The sequence below is a fragment of the Ruegeria sp. AWH4_226 genome (assembly GCF_056159225.1).
Window position 1 is genome coordinate 2,460,065 of record NZ_JBSWUU010000001.1, and the last position, 24,528, is coordinate 2,484,592.

Annotated in this window: 27 protein-coding genes; 11 read left to right on the forward strand and 16 right to left on the reverse strand. The window is 58.1% G+C overall.

Annotated elements, in window-relative coordinates:
• Positions 1-92: 92 nt before the first annotated feature.
• The 6 genes from ACXAET_RS12205 to ACXAET_RS12230 form a co-directional block, all read right to left on the reverse strand.
• Positions 93-560: an Hsp20 family protein gene (locus ACXAET_RS12205; protein ID WP_475185229.1), complete on the reverse strand. Its 468-nt coding sequence runs from the start codon at positions 558-560 to the stop codon at positions 93-95.
• A gap of 122 nt (positions 561-682) precedes the next feature.
• Positions 683-1,498 carry a trypsin-like serine peptidase gene (locus ACXAET_RS12210; RefSeq protein WP_475185232.1) on the reverse strand — a complete coding sequence of 272 codons (816 nt, stop codon included), beginning with the start codon at positions 1,496-1,498 and terminating at the stop codon, positions 683-685.
• Positions 1,495-2,286 carry a trypsin-like serine peptidase gene (locus ACXAET_RS12215; protein WP_475185236.1) on the reverse strand — a complete coding sequence of 264 codons (792 nt, stop codon included), beginning with the start codon at positions 2,284-2,286 and terminating at the stop codon, positions 1,495-1,497. The genes ACXAET_RS12210 and ACXAET_RS12215 overlap by 4 nt, the downstream gene beginning before the upstream one ends.
• A gap of 117 nt (positions 2,287-2,403) precedes the next feature.
• A complete protein-coding gene (glcF, locus tag ACXAET_RS12220) occupies positions 2,404-3,720 on the reverse strand; it encodes a glycolate oxidase subunit GlcF (RefSeq protein ID WP_475185240.1) in 1,317 nt (438 codons plus the stop codon).
• Between the two features lie 4 nt (positions 3,721-3,724).
• Positions 3,725-4,825, reverse strand: coding sequence for an FAD-binding protein (locus tag ACXAET_RS12225; RefSeq protein WP_475185245.1), 1,101 nt, complete (start codon positions 4,823-4,825; stop codon positions 3,725-3,727).
• Positions 4,826-4,847: 22 nt separating this feature from the next.
• On the reverse strand, positions 4,848-6,296 hold the full coding sequence (locus tag ACXAET_RS12230) for an FAD-linked oxidase C-terminal domain-containing protein (protein ID WP_475185250.1): 1,449 nt from the start codon (positions 6,294-6,296) through the stop codon (positions 4,848-4,850).
• A gap of 82 nt (positions 6,297-6,378) precedes the next feature.
• Between ACXAET_RS12230 and ACXAET_RS12235 the strand changes: the two genes are divergently transcribed.
• Both ACXAET_RS12235 and ACXAET_RS12240 read left to right on the forward strand, forming a co-directional pair.
• A complete protein-coding gene (locus tag ACXAET_RS12235) occupies positions 6,379-7,089 on the forward strand; it encodes a DUF599 domain-containing protein (RefSeq protein WP_475185256.1) in 711 nt (236 codons plus the stop codon).
• 35 nt (positions 7,090-7,124) lie between these two features.
• Complete coding sequence (locus ACXAET_RS12240) at positions 7,125-7,472, forward strand: hypothetical protein (RefSeq protein WP_475187204.1); 348 nt, start codon at positions 7,125-7,127, stop codon at positions 7,470-7,472.
• Positions 7,473-7,475: 3 nt separating this feature from the next.
• Here the strand turns inward: ACXAET_RS12240 and ACXAET_RS12245 are convergent, their stop codons facing one another.
• The 4 genes from ACXAET_RS12245 to ACXAET_RS12260 form a co-directional block, all read right to left on the reverse strand.
• Positions 7,476-7,961 carry a flavodoxin family protein gene (locus tag ACXAET_RS12245; RefSeq protein WP_475187206.1) on the reverse strand — a complete coding sequence of 162 codons (486 nt, stop codon included), beginning with the start codon at positions 7,959-7,961 and terminating at the stop codon, positions 7,476-7,478.
• A gap of 1 nt (position 7,962) precedes the next feature.
• Positions 7,963-8,433 carry a 23S rRNA (pseudouridine(1915)-N(3))-methyltransferase RlmH gene (gene rlmH / locus ACXAET_RS12250; RefSeq protein ID WP_475185258.1) on the reverse strand — a complete coding sequence of 157 codons (471 nt, stop codon included), beginning with the start codon at positions 8,431-8,433 and terminating at the stop codon, positions 7,963-7,965.
• Positions 8,434-8,477: 44 nt separating this feature from the next.
• On the reverse strand, positions 8,478-8,837 hold the full coding sequence (rsfS, locus tag ACXAET_RS12255; protein ID WP_058276550.1) for a ribosome silencing factor: 360 nt from the start codon (positions 8,835-8,837) through the stop codon (positions 8,478-8,480).
• Between the two features lie 164 nt (positions 8,838-9,001).
• Positions 9,002-10,354: a mechanosensitive ion channel family protein gene (locus tag ACXAET_RS12260; RefSeq protein WP_475185262.1), complete on the reverse strand. Its 1,353-nt coding sequence runs from the start codon at positions 10,352-10,354 to the stop codon at positions 9,002-9,004.
• 102 nt (positions 10,355-10,456) lie between these two features.
• Here ACXAET_RS12260 and ACXAET_RS12265 point away from each other — a divergent pair, with 102 nt between their 5' ends.
• The 6 genes from ACXAET_RS12265 to ACXAET_RS12290 all read left to right on the forward strand — a co-directional run bounded on the left by ACXAET_RS12265 (position 10,457) and on the right by ACXAET_RS12290 (position 15,432).
• Positions 10,457-10,552, forward strand: a complete 96-nt coding sequence (locus ACXAET_RS12265) for an isopropylmalate isomerase (protein ID WP_475185265.1) — start codon at positions 10,457-10,459, stop codon at positions 10,550-10,552.
• 43 nt (positions 10,553-10,595) lie between these two features.
• Entirely contained in the window at positions 10,596-11,999 is a 1,404-nt protein-coding gene (leuC, locus tag ACXAET_RS12270; protein ID WP_475185266.1) for a 3-isopropylmalate dehydratase large subunit, read from the forward strand.
• A 37-nt stretch (positions 12,000-12,036) separates the two neighbouring features.
• Positions 12,037-12,582 (forward strand): HdeD family acid-resistance protein, encoded by a 546-nt coding sequence (locus ACXAET_RS12275; protein ID WP_475185269.1) that lies wholly within the window; start codon positions 12,037-12,039, stop codon positions 12,580-12,582.
• A 42-nt stretch (positions 12,583-12,624) separates the two neighbouring features.
• A complete protein-coding gene (gene leuD, locus ACXAET_RS12280) occupies positions 12,625-13,230 on the forward strand; it encodes a 3-isopropylmalate dehydratase small subunit (RefSeq protein ID WP_475185273.1) in 606 nt (201 codons plus the stop codon).
• A 382-nt stretch (positions 13,231-13,612) separates the two neighbouring features.
• The gene (locus tag ACXAET_RS12285; RefSeq protein ID WP_475185276.1) at positions 13,613-14,392 is read left to right on the forward strand and encodes a hypothetical protein; all 780 of its coding nucleotides are present in this window, start codon (positions 13,613-13,615) and stop codon (positions 14,390-14,392) included.
• A complete protein-coding gene (locus tag ACXAET_RS12290; RefSeq protein ID WP_475185280.1) occupies positions 14,389-15,432 on the forward strand; it encodes an endonuclease/exonuclease/phosphatase family protein in 1,044 nt (347 codons plus the stop codon). Before ACXAET_RS12285 ends, ACXAET_RS12290 begins: the two co-directional genes overlap by 4 nt.
• Positions 15,433-15,508: 76 nt before the next feature.
• Here ACXAET_RS12290 and ACXAET_RS12295 read toward each other — a convergent pair whose 3' ends face one another.
• Positions 15,509-16,036: a redoxin domain-containing protein gene (locus tag ACXAET_RS12295; protein WP_475185281.1), complete on the reverse strand. Its 528-nt coding sequence runs from the start codon at positions 16,034-16,036 to the stop codon at positions 15,509-15,511.
• Positions 16,037-16,127: 91 nt separating this feature from the next.
• Here ACXAET_RS12295 and leuB point away from each other — a divergent pair, with 91 nt between their 5' ends.
• The gene (leuB, locus tag ACXAET_RS12300) at positions 16,128-17,231 is read left to right on the forward strand and encodes a 3-isopropylmalate dehydrogenase (RefSeq protein ID WP_475185285.1); all 1,104 of its coding nucleotides are present in this window, start codon (positions 16,128-16,130) and stop codon (positions 17,229-17,231) included.
• Positions 17,232-17,289: 58 nt separating this feature from the next.
• Here leuB and ACXAET_RS12305 read toward each other — a convergent pair whose 3' ends face one another.
• A complete protein-coding gene (locus tag ACXAET_RS12305; protein WP_475185287.1) occupies positions 17,290-19,473 on the reverse strand; it encodes a transglycosylase domain-containing protein in 2,184 nt (727 codons plus the stop codon).
• A gap of 259 nt (positions 19,474-19,732) precedes the next feature.
• Here ACXAET_RS12305 and ACXAET_RS12310 point away from each other — a divergent pair, with 259 nt between their 5' ends.
• Both ACXAET_RS12310 and ACXAET_RS12315 read left to right on the forward strand, forming a co-directional pair.
• Positions 19,733-20,071 carry a P-II family nitrogen regulator gene (locus tag ACXAET_RS12310; protein WP_068338425.1) on the forward strand — a complete coding sequence of 113 codons (339 nt, stop codon included), beginning with the start codon at positions 19,733-19,735 and terminating at the stop codon, positions 20,069-20,071.
• A 32-nt stretch (positions 20,072-20,103) separates the two neighbouring features.
• Positions 20,104-21,429: an ammonium transporter gene (locus tag ACXAET_RS12315; RefSeq protein ID WP_475185290.1), complete on the forward strand. Its 1,326-nt coding sequence runs from the start codon at positions 20,104-20,106 to the stop codon at positions 21,427-21,429.
• Positions 21,430-21,500: 71 nt separating this feature from the next.
• On the opposite strand, the gene ACXAET_RS12320 is transcribed toward ACXAET_RS12315, so the two are convergent.
• The 4 genes from ACXAET_RS12320 to ACXAET_RS12335 all read right to left on the reverse strand — a co-directional run bounded on the left by ACXAET_RS12320 (position 21,501) and on the right by ACXAET_RS12335 (position 24,482).
• Entirely contained in the window at positions 21,501-22,685 is a 1,185-nt protein-coding gene (locus ACXAET_RS12320) for an amino acid aminotransferase (RefSeq protein ID WP_475185291.1), read from the reverse strand.
• Entirely contained in the window at positions 22,685-23,539 is an 855-nt protein-coding gene (gene sseA / locus ACXAET_RS12325; protein ID WP_475185293.1) for a 3-mercaptopyruvate sulfurtransferase, read from the reverse strand. The genes ACXAET_RS12320 and sseA overlap by 1 nt, the downstream gene beginning before the upstream one ends.
• An 80-nt stretch (positions 23,540-23,619) precedes the next feature.
• Positions 23,620-23,889, reverse strand: a complete 270-nt coding sequence (locus ACXAET_RS12330; protein WP_475185294.1) for a CBU_0592 family membrane protein — start codon at positions 23,887-23,889, stop codon at positions 23,620-23,622.
• Positions 23,890-23,918: 29 nt separating this feature from the next.
• On the reverse strand, positions 23,919-24,482 hold the full coding sequence (locus ACXAET_RS12335) for a helix-turn-helix domain-containing protein (protein WP_475185297.1): 564 nt from the start codon (positions 24,480-24,482) through the stop codon (positions 23,919-23,921).
• Positions 24,483-24,528: the final 46 nt, after the last annotated feature.

Consider the following 24,528-nt stretch of genomic DNA (forward strand, 5'->3'; position numbering starts at 1 on the left):
AATATACAACGCCCCGCGCCTGGAGGAACGCGGGGCGTATGGTGCGATGATTCAAAGAGGACAGGATCATCGCTTCGTGAGTGCTTGCCGCCTTAGTTCACGGCTCTGGCGTCGACCACATCCTTTTCAATGGCGTTAGCCGAAGAAATTTCGATCCGGCGCGGTTTCAGAGCTTCTGGCACCTCACGCTTCAAATCGATGTTCAGCATGCCATCCTCGTGGCTTGCACCCGTTACGCGCACGTGGTCGGCGAGGGCAAAGCGACGCTCAAACGCGCGGGTGGCGATACCGCGGTGCAGGTAACTGCGCTTTTTATCCTCAGCAGCTTTTTTGCCCGCAACAATCAGGGCGTTTTCCTTGACTTCGACCGATAGGTCAGTTTCCGAAAAACCGGCAACAGCAATTGAAATGCGATAGGTGTCGGCATCGGTTTTTTCGATATTGTAAGGCGGATAAGTGGGCTGGGCGACGTCATTGGTCAGAACCCGATCCATCATGTCGGCGATCTGGTCAAAGCCAATTGTGGCGCGGTGCAGCGGTGCAAAATCAAAACTACGCATGTGTCATATCCTCATGTTTGAGCGATCTTTGTTACGCCCTCCGTTTGGACGGGCGACTGAGATTGCCAAGCCCCGTTATTGGCGACCTGACAGAACTGAAATGGGAAGCATTTTGGCCGAGTTCAAGACCCGCCGGATGAGATGAATTTCGCGCCCGAGTTCGACTTTCCCGACCCGACCTGCAGCCGTCGGATCGCGGCCTTGGGCTGTGGCGCGTTTCGCCGCAGATCGGCCTTGAGGTCCGCAACGATTCCAGCCAGTTCCATTCCGTATCCAACTTTTTGGCGACCATCGGTTCCCACTGCGGACACGACCGACAAAATCTGCCAGCGCGGGCCATTCCGGGCCAGCAGTGCCGAACCGGACGAGCCAAAGGTGATATCGCAATTGAACGAAATCAAACCCTGCTGGCGTTGCAGTATTCGACACGACCGCTCACGCGTGATCGCCTCTGACCGGCCACGCCCGTATGATGCGAGACTAACTTCGTTGCCAGCCACGCGGCCGCTATGCAGGGCAAAGGGATCGGCGACAGAATAGGGAATGGGGTGTTCCAGCCGCATCAACGCCACGTCCGCCCGAACGGAGGCCGCGGACAGCTCTGGTAAGTGGACGTAATCCGGATGTATTGCAATCTGAACCACCTTACGGTCTGCCAGCGCTTTTCCCGCACTTAGACCCGCCCGAAACATCAGCTTGCCGGGCGCATAGATCTGACCTGTCCTTTTATCAACCGCGCAATGGGCCGCTGTCAGAACCAAATCCTGCGCGATCAACGTACCGGTGCAAAAGCCCTGATCGCCGATATCCAACCGACCAATGGCTTCCCATCCGTACAGGTCTTCTCGGTCGGTCAGTTTACGCTTGGCGCTTTGCGCGAAGGATGCGGTTGACAGGACAGACAGACAGATAACGGCGGCAAGCATCAGGCGTATCATGGTTTGATGAACCTCGCGCCGATGTTCTTTTTGGCCACGCCTTCGGAGGTCTGTGCCCGAAACCCACGGCCGGCCGACAATTCGGCTTGCAACAGCTGCAGCGATCCTGCGACCGGGGTGCCGACTGAAACGCGTTGGCCGTCAAATTCGGCCTTTGCGGCCACGACAGACACGATTCGCGGACGCTCGCCCGCGAATGAGAAAACCGGTGCGCCGGACGAGCCGAACTCGACATCGCAGGACATCACCAAAACATCCGACCGGCGGGTCATGACTGAACAGACCTCTTGCAGCGCGGGCGCTTCGGCCCGATCCCGCCCGTATGAGACCACGCCCACTTCTTCCCCTCGGCCCGGACGATCGCCGGTTTCAAAGGGGATCACGGTCGTGTTGCGAATGGGTTGCCACAGCTCGATCAATGCAATGTCGTTCCGCAGCCGCGCGGTCGATGTTTCATTGTCATAACGATAGTCGGGATGCACAACCGCCTGCCGCGCCGCGCGATAGGCCGACGCCCGACCCAAACGCCAGGCGGCAAGGAACTCAACCTCTGACAAGTCGATCCGTTGTCCTGTGGCCTTGTCATACAAACAATGCGCTGCGGTCAGAACCAATGTCGGTGAGATCAGCGTGCCGGTGCAAAAGCCCACCCCGTTGATGTCCAAACGACCGACGGCCATCCAAGCCCGCCCGGCATCGGTGGTGTCGAGGCTTTTCAGCCCGCTATCCTGCGCCATCGCCGCCATCGGCGTCAGAGCCAGCGCTAAAGCCTTGATCCAGTTTCGCAAGCGGTTCTCCGGCGTTGTTGCTTGCTTTTATCCCTACGGTTGGTGTGGGGCAAAAATAGGGCGACCGGTTCAAATCTGGTTTTCAAAACCAAGTGATGCACCGCGGCACCAGACAGCCTAACTGAGGATCGGAACCGCCGGCAGGTTGTCCTGTTGCAAAGCCCGCGGTACGGGTCCGCCGGTGGCCCAATCCAACAGCTCGACCGTGTGCAGGATCGGGATATCAGTGCCCGACCCGATCTGCATCATGCAGCCGATATTGCCCGCAGCGATCACATCGGGATTTTTCGCCTCAAGAGTTTTAACTTTACGCCGTTTCAGCTGCCCCGAAATTTCGGGCTGCATCAAGTTGTAGGTCCCTGCACTACCGCAGCACAGATGACTATCAGCAGGCTCTAACACAGAGAATCCCACCTTTTTTAGCAGGCTTTTGGGATGCGTCTTCACCTTTTGACCGTGCTGCAAGGAACACGCTGCGTGATAGGCAACCGTCATACCTTTGTTGGCCCCTTCCGGCAGGTCCAATTGCACCAGCAGCTCGCTGATATCCATTGCGATATCTGAAATACGCGCCGCGACCTTCGCCAGCGGATCATTGCGGAACATATGCCCGTAGTCCTTAACAGTTGTCCCACAGCCCGAGGTGTTGATGACAATTGCGTCCAGACCATCCCCGTCCATTTCGGAAGTCCACGCTCTGATATTGGCGGCGGCTGCCTTGTGGCTGTCTTCCACCTTGCCCATGTGATGGGTCAAAGCCCCGCAACAACCCGCGCCTTTGGCGACCACGACCTCGCACCCCAACCGCGTCAGCAAGCGGATCGTCGCGTCGTTGATGTCCGTGTTCAAGGCTTTCTGCGCACATCCTGTCATCAGCGCCACGCGCTTTCGGCGCTGTCCTTTGGGCGCAAAACTTTGCGGGTCATCATTTCGGCTAACCGGAGGGATATGCTTTGGCGCCATATCCAGCATCGCCCGCAACCGCGCATCAGGGACAAGAAAACGAAACGGTCGGCCCAACTTGGCCCCGATCAGAGCCCAGCGGAATCGCATCGGATAGGGTAGAATCTGCGCCAGTACCCACCGCAACGCACGATCGGTGAAGGGGCGTTTATACCTCGCCTCAATGTATTCGCGCGCATGATCGACCAGATGCATATAGTGCACGCCGGACGGGCATGTTGTCATACAGGCCAGACAGGACAGGCAGCGGTCGATGTGTTTGACCGTTTTTTCGTCGGGCACACGCTCATTCTCAAGCATGTCCTTGATCAGATAAATGCGACCGCGCGGGCTGTCTAATTCGTCGCCTAGAACTTGGTAGGTCGGGCAGGTGGCGGTGCAAAAACCGCAATGGACGCAGCTGCGCAAGATGTCATTTGAGCGTTGGATCGCCGGATCTTGAAGCTGCTTTTTGGTAAATGTCGTCTGCATAACCCTACCCCATCAGTCCGGGATTAAAGACACCGCGCGGATCGAATCGCTGTCTTATTCCCTGTGTTAGAGCCTGTAATGCCATCGGTTCAGGTTGGAAGCGACCAAACGCCTTGACGGTTTCCTCGGCGGCACGCACCAGCGTGGCATGTCCGTCAAAGTACCCCAGTCTCGCGCGAAGATCGGTGCCTTGCGGGACACGCGCCCAGATCAGGCCGCCTCCCCAGTCGAACAGGGTTTGATCCGCACTCAACCGCTCCGAAATTTCGGGTGCGTCGGTTGGCTTGACCGAAATCCGCCAGACATCACCGCCCTGGCCATGAAACGCCTGCGCATCACGAATGGCACGCCATGTGGCAATCGGATCAGCGACCTCGCTCACCTGTCCTATTTTGGCCAGCAACGGCGTCAATTGTTCCAGTCGGTATGACACCGAGTCCTGAAACCCTTCGACCCTGAGATAGGCGGTGCCATCCTGCGGATCATACGCTGCTCCGCTGACCTGAAACGGAGAATTTAGCCCAACGGACATGGCCTGAACCGCCTTGTCGATATCGGCGACCTGAACGGTAAGGGTCGCAACGGCCTCGGGCTTTGGCAGTACCTTGAGCGATACTTCGGTCAGAACGCCCAACTTACCCCAAGACCCCGCCATCAGTTTGACCAGATCGTAACCGGTCACGTTTTTCATTACGCGCCCGCCATTCTTGACGACCTGTCCTGTTCCGTCGACAAAGCGCACACCAAGCAGGAAATCGCGGCACGCCCCGGCCTGTATGCGACGCGGGCCCGAGATATTGGCCGCGACCACGCCTCCAATGGTTGGCTCTGCCTTCGTACCCAGCAAGCCGCGATGATCCATCGGTTCAAAGGCCAGTTGCTGACCTTCTGCGTCCAACGCGGCCTCGATTTCTGTCACAGGTGTTCCCGCCTGCGCCACCAGTGTCAGCGCGCCGGGCTCATACAGGGTTATTCCGTTCAGACCAGTGGTATTGATCACGGCTTCGGGGCCGGGCACGCCGCGCGTGCCGCCACCGACAATACGCACCGGGTGCTGCAGTCCGGCCACCATCTCGGCCAGTTCGGCTTCTGTCTCAGGTTTCATAGCGATTATTCTTTGTTAGAGCCTATTCAGCCGCCAGTCGCGCCTTACGGCGCGCCTTGGACGCGTCCAATGGAAACACCTTTGCAGGATTAAGCAGCCAGTGCGGATCGAAGACATCCTTGACCGCCATCTGAGCTTCCAGATCTGCCGGCGCGTATTGATGAGACATCAGATCCCGCTTTTCGATACCAACCCCATGCTCACCCGTCAGACAACCGCCCACATCCACGCAGAGCTTGAGGATTTCGGCACCGAAAGCCTCACATTTCTCTAGATCGCCGGGCTTGTTGGCATCAAACAGGATCAAGGGATGCATGTTGCCATCTCCTGCATGGAACACGTTGCCAACGGGCAGGCCGTATTCGTTGCTCAACTCTCCGATCCGGCGCAGCACTTCGGGCAAAGATGAGACCGGGATTGTACCATCCAGACACATGTAGTCATTCATCTGCCCCATCGCGCCAAAGGCTGATTTCCGCCCCAGCCAGATTTTCGCGCTTTCCTCGTCTGACTGGCTTTCGCGCAGTTCAACCGGGTTATGGCGTTTCGCGATCTCGATGATTTTTGCAAGCTGATCGTCGATCTCAGCCTCCGAGCCTTCGACCTCGACAATCAGGAGCGCCGTGCAGTCAGGATAGCCCGCGTGGGCGAAATTTTCGCAGGCTTTGATGCAGAGCGTATCCATAAATTCGATCGCCACGGGCAGAATGCCCGACTTGATGATGTCGGACACGCATTGTCCGGCCACCTCATTGTCATCGAACCCCATCAAGACGGGCCGTGCTCCTTCGGGCTTGCGCAGAATGCGCAGCGTCGCCTCGGTCACGACACCCAGTTGACCTTCCGACCCACAGATCAGACCCAGCAGGTCCAGCCCACCCGCATCCAGATGCGCGCCGCCAATCTCGATCACACTGCCATCCATAAGAACCATTTTGACGCCCAGAAGGTTATTGGTCGTAACCCCGTATTTCAGGCAATGTGCCCCGCCAGAATTCATCGCGATATTTCCCGCGATGGCGCAAGCCAGTTGCGAGGACGGGTCCGGGGCATAGAAGAAATCTTCTTCCTCAACTGCGCCGGTCACGCTCAGATTGGTGCGCCCGGTCTGAACGCGAATGAACCGGTTGGCGTAGTCGGTTTCCAGAACCTCATTCATGCGGGCGACGCCCAGGATAACGCAATCTGCTGTTGGTAACGCCCCACCTGCCAGCGACGTGCCCGAACCACGCGGCACGACCGGCACGCCCTCCTCATGACAGATGCGCAGGACGTCCGAGACCTGCTGCGTGGTTGATGGCAAAACCGCCAGCATCGGAGGGCAGCGGTAAGCAGTCAACGCATCGCATTCATAGGCGCGCGTCTCGGCAGGGTCGTGAATCACGGCATCATCGGGCAACACTTGCTGTAACCTGCGCAAAACCAAGGCTTTGCGGTTCAAAATGTCGGGGTTTGGCGTTGGCATATCCATGGCGATCCCTCAGGTTTGGTAAAGTAATATTACCAATTTACCCATCTGGCAAGTTCCAGCATCCCAACGTAGTGTCACGGCCATGACTTGGATCGAACGCGCCATGGTTTTTTCACCGCTCGACTACGCCGCCCTTCTGCTGCTGCTTTTTGCCTGGCAGTGGATCGGCTGGCGGATCGACAATCCCTCACCCAACAGGAAATCCGTCGCGATGATGATGGATGATTTCCGCCGCGACTGGATGCATGAGATGGTGACTCGTCAACCGCGCATGTTCGATGCGCAAGTGGTGGCCAGCATGCGGCAGGGCAGCACATTCTTCGCTTCGACCACCATGATCGCGATCGGGGGCGGACTGGCCCTGTTGGGGAATACGGAACGCCTTGCTGGCGTCGCGCGCGATCTTGCCATCGGCAGCGCACCTGCGCTGGTGTGGGAGATCAAGATACTGGTGGTTCTGGTTTTCTTGTCGAACGCATTCCTGAAATATGTCTGGGCACATCGCCTTTTTGGCTATTGCGCCGTGATGATGGCTGCTGTTCCAAACGACGCTGAGGATCCACAGGCCTATCCCCGTGCAGCACAGGCTGCCGAAATATGCGTGACGGCGGCGCGCAGCTTTAATCGCGCCCTTCGCGCCACTTATTTCGCGTTGGCCTCGGTCACATGGATATTAGGGCCGGTCGCGTTGATCATCGGAACTGTTGCTACGTTTGGAGTGCTATACCGGCGAGAATTCGCGTCTCATTCACGCTCGGTGCTGCTGAAATTGCCGCCCAACACCAAGTCATGATGGCGCGGATAAGTCAGGCCCCCTATCGTCGGTCCATGCGCTATCTGATTCTCAGTGCCTTTCTGGCAAGCCCCGCCTTTGCCGATCCCGCAGTGATCGAAAACGTCTCGGCCCGTCAAAACGGTGAGACTTGGCGTTTTGATGTCACAATTCGACATCCTGACACAGGCTGGGATCACTATGCCGATGGCTGGCGTGTTCTGGACATGGAAGGCAACGAGTTGGGCATGCGCGTGCTGCATCACCCGCACGAGACTGAGCAGCCGTTTACGCGCTCATTAAGTGGTGTTGTGATCCCAGACGGCGTCACTCAGGTTCAGATACAAGCGCGGTGCAATGTCGATGGCTGGAATGACGGCACCACGGTGGTTGATCTGAACTGACGCTCAAAACACGCCAAGGCTGAGACCGGCAGCCAAGGCGGTACCGATCTCACGGCATTTGTTCAATTGATCCTGAGGGATGGTCTTTTCAGCCAGTATCGCATCGGGCGTTTGCGCTTGGGTACAAAGGATCAGGGGCGGTTGCACCTCTTTCAGCCGCCAACCGGTCGCGATCCGGGCAATCTGACGCGCGGCGTTCTCACCGTCAGACCCCGCGCAAACCATCTGGGCATAGGGGCGTCCTTCAATCCTGCCCAGCACGGGATAATAACATCTGTCGAAAAACTCTTTCATCAGACCCGAAATCGCAGCCAGATTTTCCGGGGCGCAGAAGATATAGCCATCGGCGGTCAGCAAGTCCTTGGGCCCGGCTTGATCTGCGAATTTCAGAACAACATCCGCCTCAGCCCGCCCGGCCTCTGCCGCCGCTTCGGCCATTTGCTGGGCTCCACCCGTGCGGGAATGATAAACGATCAGAAGCTGCGCCATGTCAGACCCGGTGATATGGGCCACCCGACAATATCGTTGCGGCCCGGTAAAGCTGTTCAGCAAGCATCACACGGACGAGCATATGAGGCCAGACCATCGCCCCGAAGGAGATGGAAAAATCGGCCTCAGCCCGCAGATCAGGGTCTATTCCATCGGCACCGCCGATGATCAGCGCAAGGTCCTGCCGCCCCGCATCCCGCCAGCCGCCCAGCTTCTCGGCAAATTCCGGCGATGACATCACCCGTCCGCGTTCATCCAACGTGCAGATCACCGCGCCTTTGGGCAGCGCTTTGCGCAGCAGCGCGGCTTCGGCGCTCATACCTGTGCTTTTCTTGTCTTCGACCTCGACCACGCGCGCAGGTCCAAGGCCCAGGCTGCGGCCGGTCCTGTCAAATCGGGTCAGATAATCATCAAGCAGGGACTTCTCCGGTCCGGCACGCAATCGCCCGACCGCACAAATGCTTATACGCAAATTTCTCTCGCCACCGGCCTGTTAATGCAGACCGGGATAGCGCCTCAGTTGGCCGAGGCGCTGCCGCCCTGAGGCAGCCACATCTTTTCCAGCTGGTAGAATTCACGCACTTCGGGGCGGAAGATATGGACGATCACGTCGCCCGTATCGATCAGCACCCAGTCGCCGGCATCCTTGCCTTCGACCTTCGAGGTAAAGCCGAACTCCTGCTTGATGCGATCCGTCAGTTTTTCCGCCATGGCCGAGACCTGACGGGTCGACCGACCCGAGGCAATGACCATGTGATCCGCAACCGACGATTTGCCTTGCAGGTTGATCTGCACGACATCTTCGGCCTTGTCATCGGAAAGTGAGGAAAGGATACGCTCAAGCAGCTTGTCGCTGATTGACTGAGAGTGGGCCATCACGCTGGCCCCGTCTTCGGCAGGCAAACCCGCCTGAGTATGTAGAGACAGGACATTGTCCTCCTTTGCTGCGCGCCGCAAACCCCCGGCGCCGGGGTGTTATAAAGGTAGCAAGAGGATTGCAACATTTCAATGAAATGCCGTGACACGTTAGCCACAAGGGGTCACTCTTTGGCGACCTGTTGCGTGGCTGCGTCGTCGTCCAGCAACCTAACCTCGCGCTGTGGGAAGGGGATTGAGATACCCTGCTCTTTGAACGCGTCCCACAAGGCAAGGTAGACATTGCCCCGAATATTGGTCAGCCCCTTGGTCGGATCGCTGATCCAGAACCGCAGCACATAGTCGACACTGCTGTCGCCAAAGCCGGTAATGTGACAGACCGGTTCGTGCGACCCGCCGCTGAGCACGCGCTTGACCCCTTTAACCGCCCGGATCGCGGTTGCGCGCACCTGATGCGGATCGTCAGCATAGCTGGTGCCGAAGTCCAGATCCAGCCGAACGAACCGGTCCGAATGCGACCAGTTTACCACCTGATTGGTAATCAGATCCTCGTTCGGGATCAGGTATTCTCGCCCGTCCCGCGTCACAACCGAAACATACCGCGCGCCCAGCGCGTTGATCCAACCGAACGTATCGCCCAGCGAGATCACATCGCCCGGCTTGATGGACCGGTCCATCAGGATGATGATCCCCGAGATCAGGTTTGACACCACCTTTTGCAGGCCAAAGCCGATCCCCACACCGATCGCACCGGACAGCAGCGCGATGCCTGTCAGATCAAAGCCTAACGTGCGGATGGCGACCAGAAAGACAGCACCGTAAAGCACCACCTGGATGCCCTTGGCCAAAAGCACCTGCATCGATGGGGAAATATCGTCGTTGCTCTGCAAACCCCGTTCGGCCGCACGGGCACCTAAACGGGCCAGGGTCAGTAGAATACCAATCAGCAGGGTCGCCTTGAGGATCCCAAGGACCGAGATGTGCAGCTCACCAATGGAAACGGCCACACCGTCCAGAAACTCGGCCACATCATCGGTAAGATTGAGGGCAATCAGCGTTGCATAGACCCACATGGCCCATTTGAAGATCCGCCGCAGGGTCCGGTTGCGCACCAGCCTGGCAACCAGCGCAATCGCCAGCCATGCCGTCGCCAGCGTCGCCACGACCCCGATGATGTAGCTGCGTGACGGCCAGGTGATCTGCTGCATCAGCAGATACAACGCCCAGGACAGCACCACGAAATAGACCAAAGTCAGGCGCTGCATCAGCTGGACAAGAATCCGCAGCCGCCACTTTGGCCAGCCGGCACGGGCCCGCGCCCAAGTTTCCCACCGGCCTTGCGTTGCCAGTTTAAGGGTATAGGCCACGGCCCACAAAACCAGAATGATGATCAACTGATGCTGCCGCCAGCCGGGCGTGACAATCAGCTCGACAAGATTTTCGAATTGCACGGAAAAGCCCGCTGTCATGTTGTGATAGAGGTCCGACAGCGAACTGGGGATCAGATCTTGGTCCATGCTGCCAGCTTGAACAGCCTTTCCATATGATGCAAGCCCGGTGCTGGATTGAACCTTGATTGACGGCAAGCCCCGTTATATCTGGTGCGCATGAGACTCAATGTGGCCCAAGTACAGAATCTGGAAGACCGCGCGCGCCTGCGTGAGCGGTTCTTTGGGGCTGCCCGCACGGTCCTGGCACGCCTACCTGTCGCCTGAGCCAACTCGCCAGCTATTTCTCATTACACACGGGAGAGGACCGATGTCCCCCAAAACACTCTATGACAAGATCTGGGATGCCCATGTCGCGCACGAAGCCGATGATGGCACCTGCCTGCTGTATATCGACCGTCACCTGGTGCACGAAGTGACCAGCCCGCAGGCATTCGAAGGCCTGCGCATGGCGGGCCGTCAGGTGCGCGCGCCGGAAAAGACCATCGCCGTCCCAGACCACAACGTTCCTACCACGCCCGATCGTGTGAACGGGATCGAGAACCCTGAATCGCGTATTCAGGTTGAGGCATTGGACAAGAATGCCAAGGATTTTGGCATTCACTATTACCCGGTGAATGACGTCCGTCAGGGTATTGTGCACATTGTTGGCCCGGAACAGGGCTGGACCCTGCCCGGCATGACCGTCGTCTGCGGCGACAGCCACACCGCCACCCACGGCGCATTTGGCGCGCTGGCCCATGGTATCGGAACGTCAGAGGTTGAGCATGTATTGGCAACCCAGACCCTGATCCAAAAGAAATCAAAGAACATGAAGGTGGAAATCACTGGCAAATTGCAGCCGGGCGTGACCGCCAAGGATATCACTCTGGCCGTTATAGGTGAGACCGGCACCGCGGGCGGCACAGGCTATGTCATCGAATATTGCGGCGAAGCAATCCGCAACCTGTCGATGGAAGGCCGCATGACCGTCTGCAACATGGCGATCGAAGGCGGCGCCCGCGCTGGCCTGATCGCGCCTGATGAGACCACGTTTGAGTATGTCAAAGGCCGCCCGCACGCCCCCAAAGGTGCCCAATGGGAAGCTGCGATGGATTGGTGGAAAACCCTCTATACCGATGAAGGCGCGCATTTCGACAAGGTCGTAACCATACGTGGTGAGGATATCGCGCCGGTCGTCACATGGGGCACGAGCCCTGAGGATGTTCTGCCGATCACGGCAACTGTGCCGCACCCCGAAGACTTCGAAGGTGGCAAGGTCGACGCAGCCCGCCGTTCAATCGAATACATGGGTCTGAAAGCCGGTCAAAGGCTGAGCGAAGTGGAAATCGATACCGTCTTTATCGGGTCTTGCACGAATGGCCGGATCGAAGATCTGCGCGCTGCTGCCGAAATACTGAAAGGCAAGAAAATCAAGGAGGGCATGCGCGCCATGGTGGTGCCGGGCTCGGGCCTTGTTCGTGCGCAGGCCGAAGAAGAAGGCCTTGCGGACATCTTCAAACAGGCGGGATTCGAATGGCGTCTGGCAGGATGCTCGATGTGTCTGGCGATGAATCCGGATCAGTTGCAGCCGGGTGAACGCTGCGCGGCGACTTCGAACCGCAACTTCGAAGGGCGTCAGGGCCGGGGTGGGCGCACCCATCTGCTAAGCCCTGCAATGGCTGCCGCAGCGGCAATCACAGGACGGCTGACAGACGTCCGTGAAATGATGTAAGGTCCCCTCATATCTAGATATTTGAGGGATTAAGAATATGAGTGACTGGATTAAATGGCTTCTGTTGGGGCTGCTGTCGATTGCGTTTGGTATTTTTGTGCTGGGCGCGCCGGTTGTGGCTTCCATCGCCGTAACCATGGTAACTGGCGTGTTGCTGCTGATTTCGGGCGGGCTGCAAGTTGTGGGCGGCTTCACGGTCGAAGGTGCTGGCAACAAAATCCTGTCACTCATAATGGGTGCCGTGATGTTGTTTCTGGGCTGGTCTTTTCTGGACAACCCGATGGAAGGGACATTGACCCTGACAACAGTGGTCATGATCCTGTTTGTGGCCGGCGGAATCGCTCGCATCATTTTGTCATTCCAGATGCGCGGCACTCAATTCTATTGGCCAACGCTCATTTCAGGCGTGCTGTCCCTGGCCTTGGCCGCTTACATCCTTGCCAATGCCTCGATAGGGCTGGCGCTTAGCTTGCTGGGTATCTTGTTGGGAATCGAGATGCTGTTCAACGGGTTCGGATTGGTTTTCATGGCGCTCTTTATCAAAAGCGCGCCCAATGACGTAACGGAAGCGAAAGAAGCTTAAACGCGGGGCACGGGCGCGGCCCTCTCCCGCAGGAGAATGAACATGGAAAAGTTTGAAAAAGTCCACGGGGTGGCCGCCCCAATGCCGCTGATCAATATCGATACAGATATGATCATCCCGAAAGTGCACCTTAAAACCATCAAACGGTCTGGTCTTGGCGTCGTGCTGTTTGATGAGATGCGCTATCACGACGACGGTCAGGAAAACCAAGAATTTGTTCTGAACAAGCCCGCATACCGTGAGGCTGACATTCTTGTCGCGGGGGACAATTTCGGCTGCGGCTCGTCGCGTGAACACGCCCCTTGGGCGATCAAGGATTTTGGCATCAAGGTTGTGATCTCAACCAGCTTTGCAGACATCTTTTTTAACAACTGCTTCAAGAACGGCATCCTGCCCATAGTGGTCAATGAAGAACACCATACAGTTCTGATGGACGACGCGCACAAAGGTGAAAACGCACGTATGACAGTCAATCTGGAAGATCAGCAAATCACGACATCGGATGGTTTTGTGATCGAGTTCGACATCGACCCGCATCGCAAACACTGCCTGCTGAACGGTTTGGACGATATCGGCCTGACCATGGAAAAAGACCACCACATCGACAAATTTGAGGAACACGCGAGTCAAGCCCGTCCTTGGGTATGATTCTCAGGGCGATTCTGTGGATACTCAACCTAATGGGGTCACTGACGTGGCTCCATTCTCATTCTTGGGGTCAAAATTCTGTAAACCACAATATATAGATACCCTATTGTGATACACGTCGGATTTGCGTCGAAAATGATGCAATCCCGCACCAGTTGCGCCATCTTTTTGCCCAAAACTCAGTGTTTTCTAATGCTTGGCTTGAGCGAAATGTCGCTTATCGCCAATGTCTGGTATTTAAGAGGCATCCGTCTAATAAACACGCGGCGGGCACGAGTTGGAACGAAGTCGGCGTAGAATCGGCTATTCCGGTTTGGAAAGGGTTCGGATAGTGATTGCGCGCACAACAGGGGCGGCGATTCGGGGTATATTGGTCGCCTTAATGGTACTAACCCCCGCATTGTACCTGCCCGTATCATCAACCAACGGCACTGAGATTGTCGTCTTTCTTGCGATTCTCGCCTTTTTCCTGACGTTTGCCGAATACAACTCGGCTTTTCCCAGCTTTATCGAATTCCGCGACGCGCCGCCTGTGAATCGCTTGCGCTTTGTTGGGCTGATGTCGATGGTCACCTTCCTGACGCTCATCTGCAAAAACGTCTATGTTCCAACTGATCTGACCGAGTCATTCTATGCGATGGGTCTTGGCGTCGCCAATGTGGTTGATTTCCCTTACTCACCCGTTCGCCTCGTCGTGCTGGTTCTGCCTTCTGATGCCAGCCCACAACTGATCGAATTGGTGCGCATTTCAGCCAGCATGGCTTATGTGGCTGCGTTGGTGACGATCGCAAGCTTTGCCTACGCCGTGAAAATGCGTGGCTGGCCCACGGGAAACGGCGCATTCAACGTTTGGACCAACCTGCCATTGTTCGACCCGACCAAAGGCGGAGATGTCGTCACCCGGCTGCAACGGGATGGGCGCCTGAACATCTCGATCGGGGTGCTGCTGCCCTTCCTGATTCCGGCCGTGATCAAGCTGTTGACCGACTTTGCCAACCCGATTTCGCTGAGCAATCCTCAGACTCTGATCTGGACCATGAGCGCCTGGGCCTTTCTGCCCGCCAGCATGATCATGCGCGGCATGGCGACACTGCGCATCGCCAACCTGATTGTCGAAAAACGCCGCGCCTATTCTACCGCCGACTTCACACAGGCTGCATGATCCGCGCCCTGATTTTCTTGCTGCTGCCGGTGATGACGCAGGCAGAGACAGTGCGCATTGCCACATACAACACCGAACTCAGCCGCGATGGACCGGGCCTGCTGCTGCGCGACATTCAGCGTGGCGACCCGCAGGTGCGGGCCGTGGTCGATGTGCTTGTCGCGGCGCAGGCAGATATCGTTTCCCTGCAGGGGGTCGACTGGGACTTGGAGGGGCAAGCTATTGCCGCTTTGATCGACCAACTCCGTACCGCAGGACTGCACTACCCCTATCATTTCGCTGCGGTACCGAATTCGGGGCTCGAAACAGCTTTGGACCTGAATGGTGACGGGCGCACCCACGGCCCGGCGGACGCTCAGGGCTGGGGTCGCTTCACCGGCCAAGCTGGGTTGGCGGTGCTTTCGCGGTACCCCATCCATGAAGACGGGGTGCAGGACTTTACCAACCTGCTGTGGCGAGACTTGCCGGGTGCAGAATTGCCGGTTACGGACGCCGGTCCGTTCCCCTCGGAAGAAGCTCAGTCCATACAGCGCTTGTCTTCTGTTGCCCATTGGATCGTGCCAGTGGACACGCCGATCGGGTCGCTGGACCTGATGACTTTCCACGCCGCACCGCCTGTGTTTGACGGGCCCGAGGATCGAAACGGGTTGCGAAACCGAGATGAAATCCGGCTCTGGTCCCTTGTTCTAGACGGTGAACTCGGGCGCAAACCGGATGGTCCGTTTGTTATCGCCGCAGATGCCAACTTGGATCCCGTGCGGGGGGATGGACGCACCGAAGCAATACAAGCTCTGCTGGCCGATCCGCGCCTGCAGGATCCCCGCCCCGCTGACGGGTCAGGCGCGCTGACGACGGTGGAATGGAAGGCCGTAGGCGAAATGCGGGTCGATTATGTGCTGCCATCAGCGGACCTGCAGGTCTTGGATGCAGGCATCTTTTGGCCCGACCCAGGCACGCCCCTGCGGAAAGCGGCTGAGCAAGCCAGCAGGCACCGGCTGGTATGGGCGGACGTAACCGCGCCTATCCGCCCGACGAACTGACTTGCCCAGCTTAGTCAGGGAAGCTCCGAACCTGTCCCGCTATGGGCGAAACGGGCTTCTGTCCGACGGCAACTGGTCAGAGCGGGCCGGTGTAAGTACCGCGCGGCGGGTAGTTATTGCCGAGTGCAAATTTCAGGCCACCCACGATATCGGACGTGGATGGGCGCCCGAATGGTGTTGTTTGCTGCCAAGCAAAGTAAAGCGTCCTGTCAGGTGCAATATAAAAATGCCCCGGCTCCGCAAACAGAGCGGGTTCCGCGCTGCCCTCGCGCGCGGTCGAGATGTTCAGCCCCCAATCCTCGCGCGCGGCTGCAAGCGGCAGGCTGTGACCCACACGCAGGCGCGAGACGCCAGCCTTCTGCGCGGTTTCCGCCGCACGATCCGCCGTATCTGTGGAAATCATAATCACTTCGATGCCCAGCGCGGCAAACTCATCCAGGGCGGCTTCGACCTCGGACATTTGCCTGATGCAGATCGGACAGTGCAGACCCCTATACTGAATCACCAGCGTGCCATTTTCGCCTTTGTCAGCATCCAGATCGAATGTTCCGTGACCGACAGTTTCGATTTTCAGCGCAGGGACGGGTTTTCCCGGTATCAGCATGTATTTTCCTCGTAGTTTGACGGGTTCGTCTCATTGACCCGATGCGGCGCAGACGCTAGGGCCTTTTCGACCAAACGCAAGGAGATCCTTCATGTCCAACCCTTCGCTCCTCATCCTGCCCGGAGACGGAATTGGCCCCGAAGTTATGGCCGAAGTGCGCAGAATAATCGACTGGTTCGGCGACAAACGCGGCCTTCACTTTGATGTGAGCGAAGATCTGGTGGGCGGCGCGGCTTATGACGCGCACGGCAAGCCCCTGTCCGATGAGACAATGGCCAAGGCGCAAAAGGTGGACGCGGTTCTGCTGGGTGCCGTGGGTGGCCCGAAATACGACGATCTGGATTTCAGCCTCAAGCCCGAGCGCGGTCTGCTGCGCCTGCGCAAGGAAATGGACCTGTATTCAAACCTGCGTCCGGCACAGTGTTTCGACGCGCTGGCCGATTTCTCATCGCTGAAAAAAGACATCGTCGCGGGTCTGGACATCATGATCGTGCGCGAGCTGACCTCGGGCGTCTATTTCGGCGAGCCGCGCGGCATTTTCGAAGAAGGCAACGAACGCGTCGGCATCAACACCCAGCGCTATACCGAATCCGAGATTGAGCGCGCCGCGCGTTCGGCGTTTGAACTGGCGATGCGTCGCAACAAAAAAGTCTGCTCGATGGAGAAGGCCAACGTGATGGAATCCGGTATTCTGTGGCGTGAAGTCGTGGACCGCGTGGCCAAAGACTACCCCGAAGTTGAGCTGAGCCATATGTATGCCGACAACGGTGCCATGCAGCTGGTGCGTGCGCCCAAGCAGTTTGACGTGATCCTGACAGACAACCTGTTTGGCGATATCCTGTCGGACTGCGCCGCGATGCTGACCGGTTCGCTTGGTATGTTGCCCTCGGCCAGCCTTGGTGCGCCGATGGCCAATGGCCGTCCCAAGGCGATGTACGAGCCGGTGCACGGCTCGGCCCCGGATATTGCGGGTGAAGGCAAAGCCAACCCGATCGCCTGTATCCTCAGCTTCGCCATGGCGCTGCGCTATAGCTTTGATCAGGGCGACGAAGCTGACCGCCTGGAAGCCGCGATCGAGAAGGTGTTGGCCGATGGCGTCCGCACCGGCGACCTGCTGGCGGATGAAGGGGTAACGCCGGTCTCGACCACTCAGATGGGTGACGCGATTTTAGCCGCACTGGACGATAGCCTCTGATCACTGGGTGCGATTGGACAGAAAGGCGGTGCCGGGTGCATCGCCTTTTTTTGGCCGATCAGTTTCCGAAAAGGTTGTTCAGCAGGTTGTTGATGGCATTTTCAAAACCGCCACCCTGCCGGCGTCGTTGCTGTTGCGGCTGAGCTGTCCGCACCGGGGGGTCCGGGGCCAGCATGGGCAGCGGCGTGGGCGTCATGCCCTCGGTCACGCGTAGCATGGTTTCCCGCCATATCTCGGCAGGTAATCCACCACCTGTCACACCGGACAGGGGCGTGTTGTCGTCATACCCCATCCACACTCCGGTCACATAATCCGCCGTGAATCCGATGAACCAGGCATCCCGTGCTGCCTGTGTCGTGCCAGTCTTGCCCGCCACCTGCCAGCCGGGCAGCTGCGCGCGTCCGCCGGTACCTTCGGACACCACGCGCTCCATCATCCAGGTCAGTTGCTTGGCAGCCTTATCGTTGATAACCCGTTCGCCGATGCCGGTTGTCGTCACCATCACGGGCGTCTCGTCCCCAAGCAGCTTCAACTCAGACAGCCCGTATGGCTCAACCGCGGAACCGCCGTTGAGGATACCGGCATAAGCTCCGGTCATCTCGATCAGCGTGCTTTCCGACGCGCCCAGCGCCAGGGCCGGACCCTGCGCCAGATCGCTTTCTATACCAAACTCGCTGGCAACCGTACGGACATTGTCCAGCCCTGCAACCTCGGCCGCTTTGACCGCCGGGATGTTCAACGAATTCTTCAGAGCATCCGCAAGGGTGACCCGACCATAGAACTTGTTGGTATAGTTCTTGGGGCACCACTGGCCCGAACCGGGAATGTCGACGCAATAGGGTTCGTCCACGACCGTATCCAGCGGGGAATAGCCCAATTCCAGCGCCGTGGCATAGACGAAGGGCTTGAAGGACGACCCGGTTTGGCGCAGCGCCTGCGTGGCACGGTTGAACGCGCCGGATACGCGTGTTTTGCGTCCGCCGACCATTGCGCGCACGGCACCATCCGCAGACATCACAACAATCGCGGCCTGCGCCTTGGACCCCTCGCGGACCTTTTCCTGAAAGATGTATTTCAGCGCCTCTTCCGCCGATTTCTGGAGCCGTTGATCCAGCGTGGTGCGGATAACGACGTCATCTCTGGTGTTCGTGCCAAAATAGCTGGGCAGTTCGGTGATGACCCAATCGGCAAAATAGCCACCAGCCTGCGCCGCTGCTGCATCGGACAGCTGGGCCGGGTTGTTGCGCGCAGTGCTGGCCTGGGCAGTGGTCAGATACTCCTGATCCTCCATCAACCCAATGACCAAGCGCGCCCGGTTTTGCGAACGTTGCAGGTTGTTTGTCGGCGCATAGCGTGTCGGTGCAACCAGCAGACCCGCCAACATAGCCGCTTGCGCCGGGTTCACCTCAGCCGCTGAGATGCCGAAATAGCGCTGGCTTGCGGCTTCGAACCCACGCGCGCCTGCGCCAAGGAATGCGCGGTTCAGATAGATCGTAAGGATTTCGTCCTTTGAGTACTTGACCTCCATCGCGATGGCATAGACCGCCTCTTTGGCCTTCCGCCACAACGAACCCTGACGGCAATCCGCCTCATAGGCGGCTTCGGAGTCCCATTCGCCTGGAACATATGGCACACCCAGACACAGAAGTTTTGCGGTTTGCTGCGTGATCGTCGATCCACCATGCCCTGACAATGGCCCGCGCCCTTCGCTCAGGTTGATGCGTACGGCACTGGCAATACCGCGCGGGCTCACCCCGAAATGCCGGTAGAATCGTTTATCCTCGGTGGCGACGACGGCATTTTTCAAATGCGGTGAGACGGTATCCGCCGTAATGACGCCACCAAACTGATCGCCACGCCAGGCAAAGACATCCCCGTTGCGGTCCAGCAATGTGACCGAGCCACGCGCGCGCCCATCAAGCAAGGCATCCAGATCGGGCAGCGACGTGTAAACCACCCCGACGGCCAGCGCTAACAACATGGCGGCGACTGCACCGACGCGCCACGTCACACTCCAGATCAGCCGCGCAGCCCAGCGAAAGAGGCGGCGAAAAAAGCCGCCTCCGCCACCGGATTTCTTGCGCGTCTTTTTTCGGGTGGGTTTGCGCGCAGCCGTTTTGCGCGCAACCGCCTTCTTGCCCGCGGGTTTCGCCGTTCGTTTGGTCGCTGCGGGCCTGCGCCCTTTCGACGGGTATCTTTTGTCCGCGACAAGCGGTGTCTTGCGGCGCCTGGACTCAGTCATGCTCAAACTCTGCCCGGTTATCGTTTTGAGGCACAATACCCCGCAATGACGATGAAGTAGAGGTCTGAATTTCCGTCAAATCGCCTCATCAATTCGCCTAATTTTTATTCATTCGTATATTTTTGTGCAAAAATTGTGCACCTTGCCCCCAGTTTGCCCCCTGAAGCGCCCTCTAACCGTTCCTTACTGCGGTCAGTCACGCTCTTTTTCTGCAAGTGCAAAACAGACCGGACGGACCCGGAAAGCAGAGGGGATAAACGTGAAACTGATTATTGCGACAATCAAGCCGTTCAAGCTTGAGGAGGTGCGCGAGGCACTGACCAACGCAGGCGTACGCGGCATGATGGTGACCGAAATCAAGGGCTTCGGCTCGCAATCGGGTCACACAGAAATCTATCGTGGCGCAGAATATGCCGTGAATTTCGTGCCCAAGATCAAATTGGAAATTGTGGTGCCTGCCACGATGGCCGACCAGATCGTCGAAACCATCACAAAAACCGCCAAGACCGGCAAGATCGGCGACGGCAAGATTTTCGTCCTCGAAGTTGAGCAAGCCATGCGCGTGCGGACCGGGGAAACGAACGAAGAGGCGCTGTAAGCGCCGCCATTCACAACATTCGAGGACTGACAATGAATCTGATGAAATCTCTCATCCCTGCTGTCGCGATCGTCGCGCTGCCGCAGATGGGTCTTGCGCAAGAGGCCACCGCGACCGGAGAGCCCGCGCTGCACACCCAGTATATCTTTACCACGCTGCTGTTCCTGATGGCGGGTTTCCTTGTGTTTTTCATGGCCGCAGGCTTTGCAATGCTGGAAGGCGGCCTGGTACGCTCGAAGAACGTTGCCATGCAGATGACCAAAAACGTGGCGCTGTTTTCCCTTGCCGCGATCATGTACTGGCTGATCGGCTTCAACCTTATGTATCCCGGCGATGGCTGGACAATCGGCGGCTGGGTCGGACCGTTCTTTTCAACTACTGTTCTTGATCCGGTCGGTGTACCCGCCGAGGAAGCGGCGCTGGATTACGCGTCCATCGGATCGGACTTTTTCTTCCAGTTGGTCTTTGTGGCCGCGACCGCATCCATCGTGTCGGGTGCCGTGGCTGAGCGTATCAAGCTCTGGCCGTTCCTGATCTTCGTCATCTTGCTGACAGGTGTCATGTACCCGATCTCGGGGTCGTGGCAGTGGGGCGGCGGCTGGCTGTCCGAAGCTGGTTTCTCCGACTTCGCCGGTTCGACCGTTGTTCACTCGGTCGGTGGCTGGGCGGCTCTTGCTGGCTGCATCATCCTTGGCCCGCGAATCGGAAAGTACAAAGATGGCAAGGTTCATCCGATCCCCGGTTCGAACCTGGCCTTGGCGACCCTGGGTACGTTCATCCTGTGGCTGGGCTGGTTCGGCTTTAACGGCGGCTCGCAACTGGCGATGGGCACCGTGGGCGATGTCTCGGATGTATCGCGCATCTTTGCCAATACCAACATGGCAGCCGCTTCGGGCGCTGTTGCAGCCCTGCTTCTGTCGCAGATTCTGTACAAAAAGCCTGACCTGACCATGGTGTTAAACGGCGCGCTGGCCGGTCTGGTTTCGATCACGGCCGAGCCGCTGGCCCCGACCTTGTTCGGCGCCCTTTGGATCGGTGCAGTTGGCGGCGTGATCGTCGTGCTGGCGATCCCCATGCTGGACAAGTTCAAGATCGACGACGTGGTTGGTGCGATTCCGGTTCACCTGTTCGCGGGTATCTGGGGCACTATCGCCGTGATCTTCTACGGTGAAGCGAACCTTATCACGCAGCTGACCGGTATCGTCGCATATGGCGTGTTTACCTTTGTCGGCGCGCTGATCCTGTGGAGCGTGCTGAAGGCGACCTTGGGCATCCGCGTCAGCGAAGAAGAAGAGATCAACGGTCTCGACATGGCGGAACTGGGTATGGAAGCCTATCCGGAATTCTCCAAAGGCTAAACCCTAGCCACGCGCAGACAAAAAAGCCCGGGCGTTCGCGCCCGGGTTTTCTTTTTTGTGAACAGGGTGGCTTAAACGCCAACCTCGACAATCGCCTTTGCCAGAATCGGCACGGTTGTCGCGTTCAGCCCGGCAATGTTCAGGCGGCTGTCGCCAATCATGTAGATCCCGTGATCTACGCGCAGTTTCTCGACAAGTTCAGGCGCTGCGCCCAGCCGCGAAAACATGCCGCGGTGCTGAGCGACAAAGCCGAAACGATCAGAACCGGTCAGGCGCTGTAACTCGTCTGCCAGCTGCTGTCGCAGACCCAGCATGGACAGGCGGACCTCTTCCAACTCGGTCGCCCAATCCGCACGCAGGGCATCGTCGTTGAGGATCGTGGTCACAACGCGCGCGCCATGATCGGGTGGGAAAGAATAGTTCTGGCGGTTCAAAAACGCCAGCGTCGCCTGATTCAGGGCCGTTTGCCCCGCGTCATCGCTGATCGCCATCAGCAGGCCAGTACGTTCACGATACACGCCGAAGTTCTTTGAACAGGACGCCGCAATCAGGCAGCGCTTGACCGACGACGCCACCAGTCGTGCCGCTTGTGCGTCTTCTTCCAGGCCATCACCAAAACCCTGATAAGCGATGTCGATCATCGCCACCAGACCACGCTCGTTGATCAGGGTCACAACCTCTTGCCATTGGACCATATTCAGGTTTGCTCCGGTCGGGTTATGGCAACATCCATGCAGCAGAACCACGTCGCCCGCCTTAGCGGTTTTCAGGTCCTCAATCATGCCGTCGAAGTCAACACCGCGCGTTTCATCATCGAAATAGCGGTATTGAACCGTCTCGATTCCCAGATAGTTCAGGATCGACAAATGGTTCGGCCATGTTGGATTTGACACAAACACGCGGGCCGAAGGATTGGCCATGCGGATCATCTCAAACGCCTGACGGCAGGCGCCTGTGCCTCCGGGGGTTGCAACGGCCGCGATATTGGCACGCGGCACCGAGGCCCCAAGGATCAGACCAATCATCGCATCGGCATAAGCCGGATCACCGGCCAGACCTGTGTAGGCCTTGGTTTCCTGCTCTTCCAGAATGCGCTTTTCAGCCGCTTTCACCGCCCGCATGACCGGAGTGATGCCTTCGGCGTTTTTGTAGACGCCAACACCCAGATCAATCTTATTGTCGCGCGGGTCTTCGCGGTACATCTGCATCAGCGCCAGGATCTTATCGGCGGGCTGCGGTTTGAGGTTCTCGAACATCAGATCTCTCCGGTTGCGACGGGCAGGGTTGGGAAGGCACCCCATTCAGCCCAGGAGCCGTCATAAAGCGAATGGTCTTTCTTGCCCATGCGTTCCAGCGCAAGGCTGAGGATCGCGGCCGTTACACCCGATCCGCAGGACGTAATGGCAGGTTTCGACAGATCGACACCTGCGGCCTCGAATATGGCACGGCATTCGTCAGGTGACTTCATCGTACCATTTTTGTTGAGCAAGTTGCCAAACGGCACATTCCGCGACCCCGGAATATGGCCCGAACGCAGGCCTTCGCGCGGCTCGGCCTCGGCCCCGGCAAAACGGCCCGCCGACCGGGCGTCTATGATCTCGTGATCCGCCAGTTTCGCGGCGGCTGAAACCTGCGTCACGTCGCGCACCAGATGATTTTGCACACGCACGGTCATGTGGCGGTCACGGATGACAGGGGGCAGGTCTTCGACCTCGCGCCCTTCGGCCTGCCATTTTGGCATACCGCCATCCAGAACGGCCACGTTTTCCTGCCCCATCAGCCGGAACAGCCACCAAACCCGCGCGGCGGACATTAGCCCGGCGCCGTCATAGACCACGACCTGATGACCATCGCCCACACCCATCGCCCGCAAGCGCGACATGAACTTTTCAACCGGTGGAGCCATATGCGGCAGGTCCGAGCGCAAGTCGGAAATCTCATCAATATCGAAGAACCGCGCGCCCGGGATGTGACCCGCGTCATATTCCGCCTTGGCGTCCCGCCCTTGTTGCGGCAGATACCAAGACCCGTCCAGAATCCGCAGATCCGGGTCTTTGATATGGGCGGCAAGCCATTCGGTTGAAACGAGGGTTTTTGGATCGTCCTGCATCAAAGCCTCCCCAAAGCGCGGTTGGTTTTTCCCTATACGCGCAGGCATGCGGGTTCAAGGCTGGAAGGGGGTTTGCAGGCTTAACCCGTGCGGCGAAGCCGAAAAAACTGAACGATCCCTATCAGGCTGATCAGAATCCAGAACCCTTCGATCAGCATTGAGGCCAGATTGAAGTTCTCAAGCAGCGAATAGACGATCAGAATAGACCCCGCCAAGTTTAGCACCGGAAAGGCTAGGTCCTCCGAATTCATCAATCGCATCTGGGTGGCGAAGTATGCAGCAACGACTACCAGCGCACCAAACGAGCCGACAGCATCCGCCAGCGTCAAAGTATCAAGAAAAGCGGCCATGTCGTTCCCCGGGCTTTTTTGATTCACGGTCAGCTGATCGCGGCCAGCGCGTCAAGCTGCGCGTAATGGTGCATATTCAGAAACGCCGCGCCCTGATCACCGGCACGGTAGCCATGTGGTAGATCGGCGGCGAACCGCAGTCCTTGCCCGGCCCGCAACGGAACCCATTCTCCATCGCGCAGAATCTCTAGCGATCCATGCAGGACAAAAACCTCTTCGGTCACGCCAGTGGCGTGGGCTGCGGATTCGTGGCTCTGGTTCGGCGCAAGATCAACATGAAACGTTTCAGCCCGCAGCGCGGGATCAAAGGGAAACACGATCTTGACCTCAAGACTGCCGGGGAAGGTCACGGTACGAAAAACGTCCGAACTGGCCGTTTCCCGCAGCGTTTCCGCCCCGATAAGTGCCCCCAACGGTAATTGAAATCCTTTTGCGATTTTCCACAGCGTTGCGATGGTCGGGCTGGATTCGCCACGCTCGATCTGGCCCAGCATTGCTTTGCTGACGCCGGTCATCTCTGCCACCTTGGATAGGCTCAAGCCCGCAGCGGCGCGCACTTCCCTGAGCTTCAGTGTGATTTCGTCCGGTGCCATCTTCATCGTCTTTCGAATCCCCTTGTGCGTTATAGCGCACATGTGG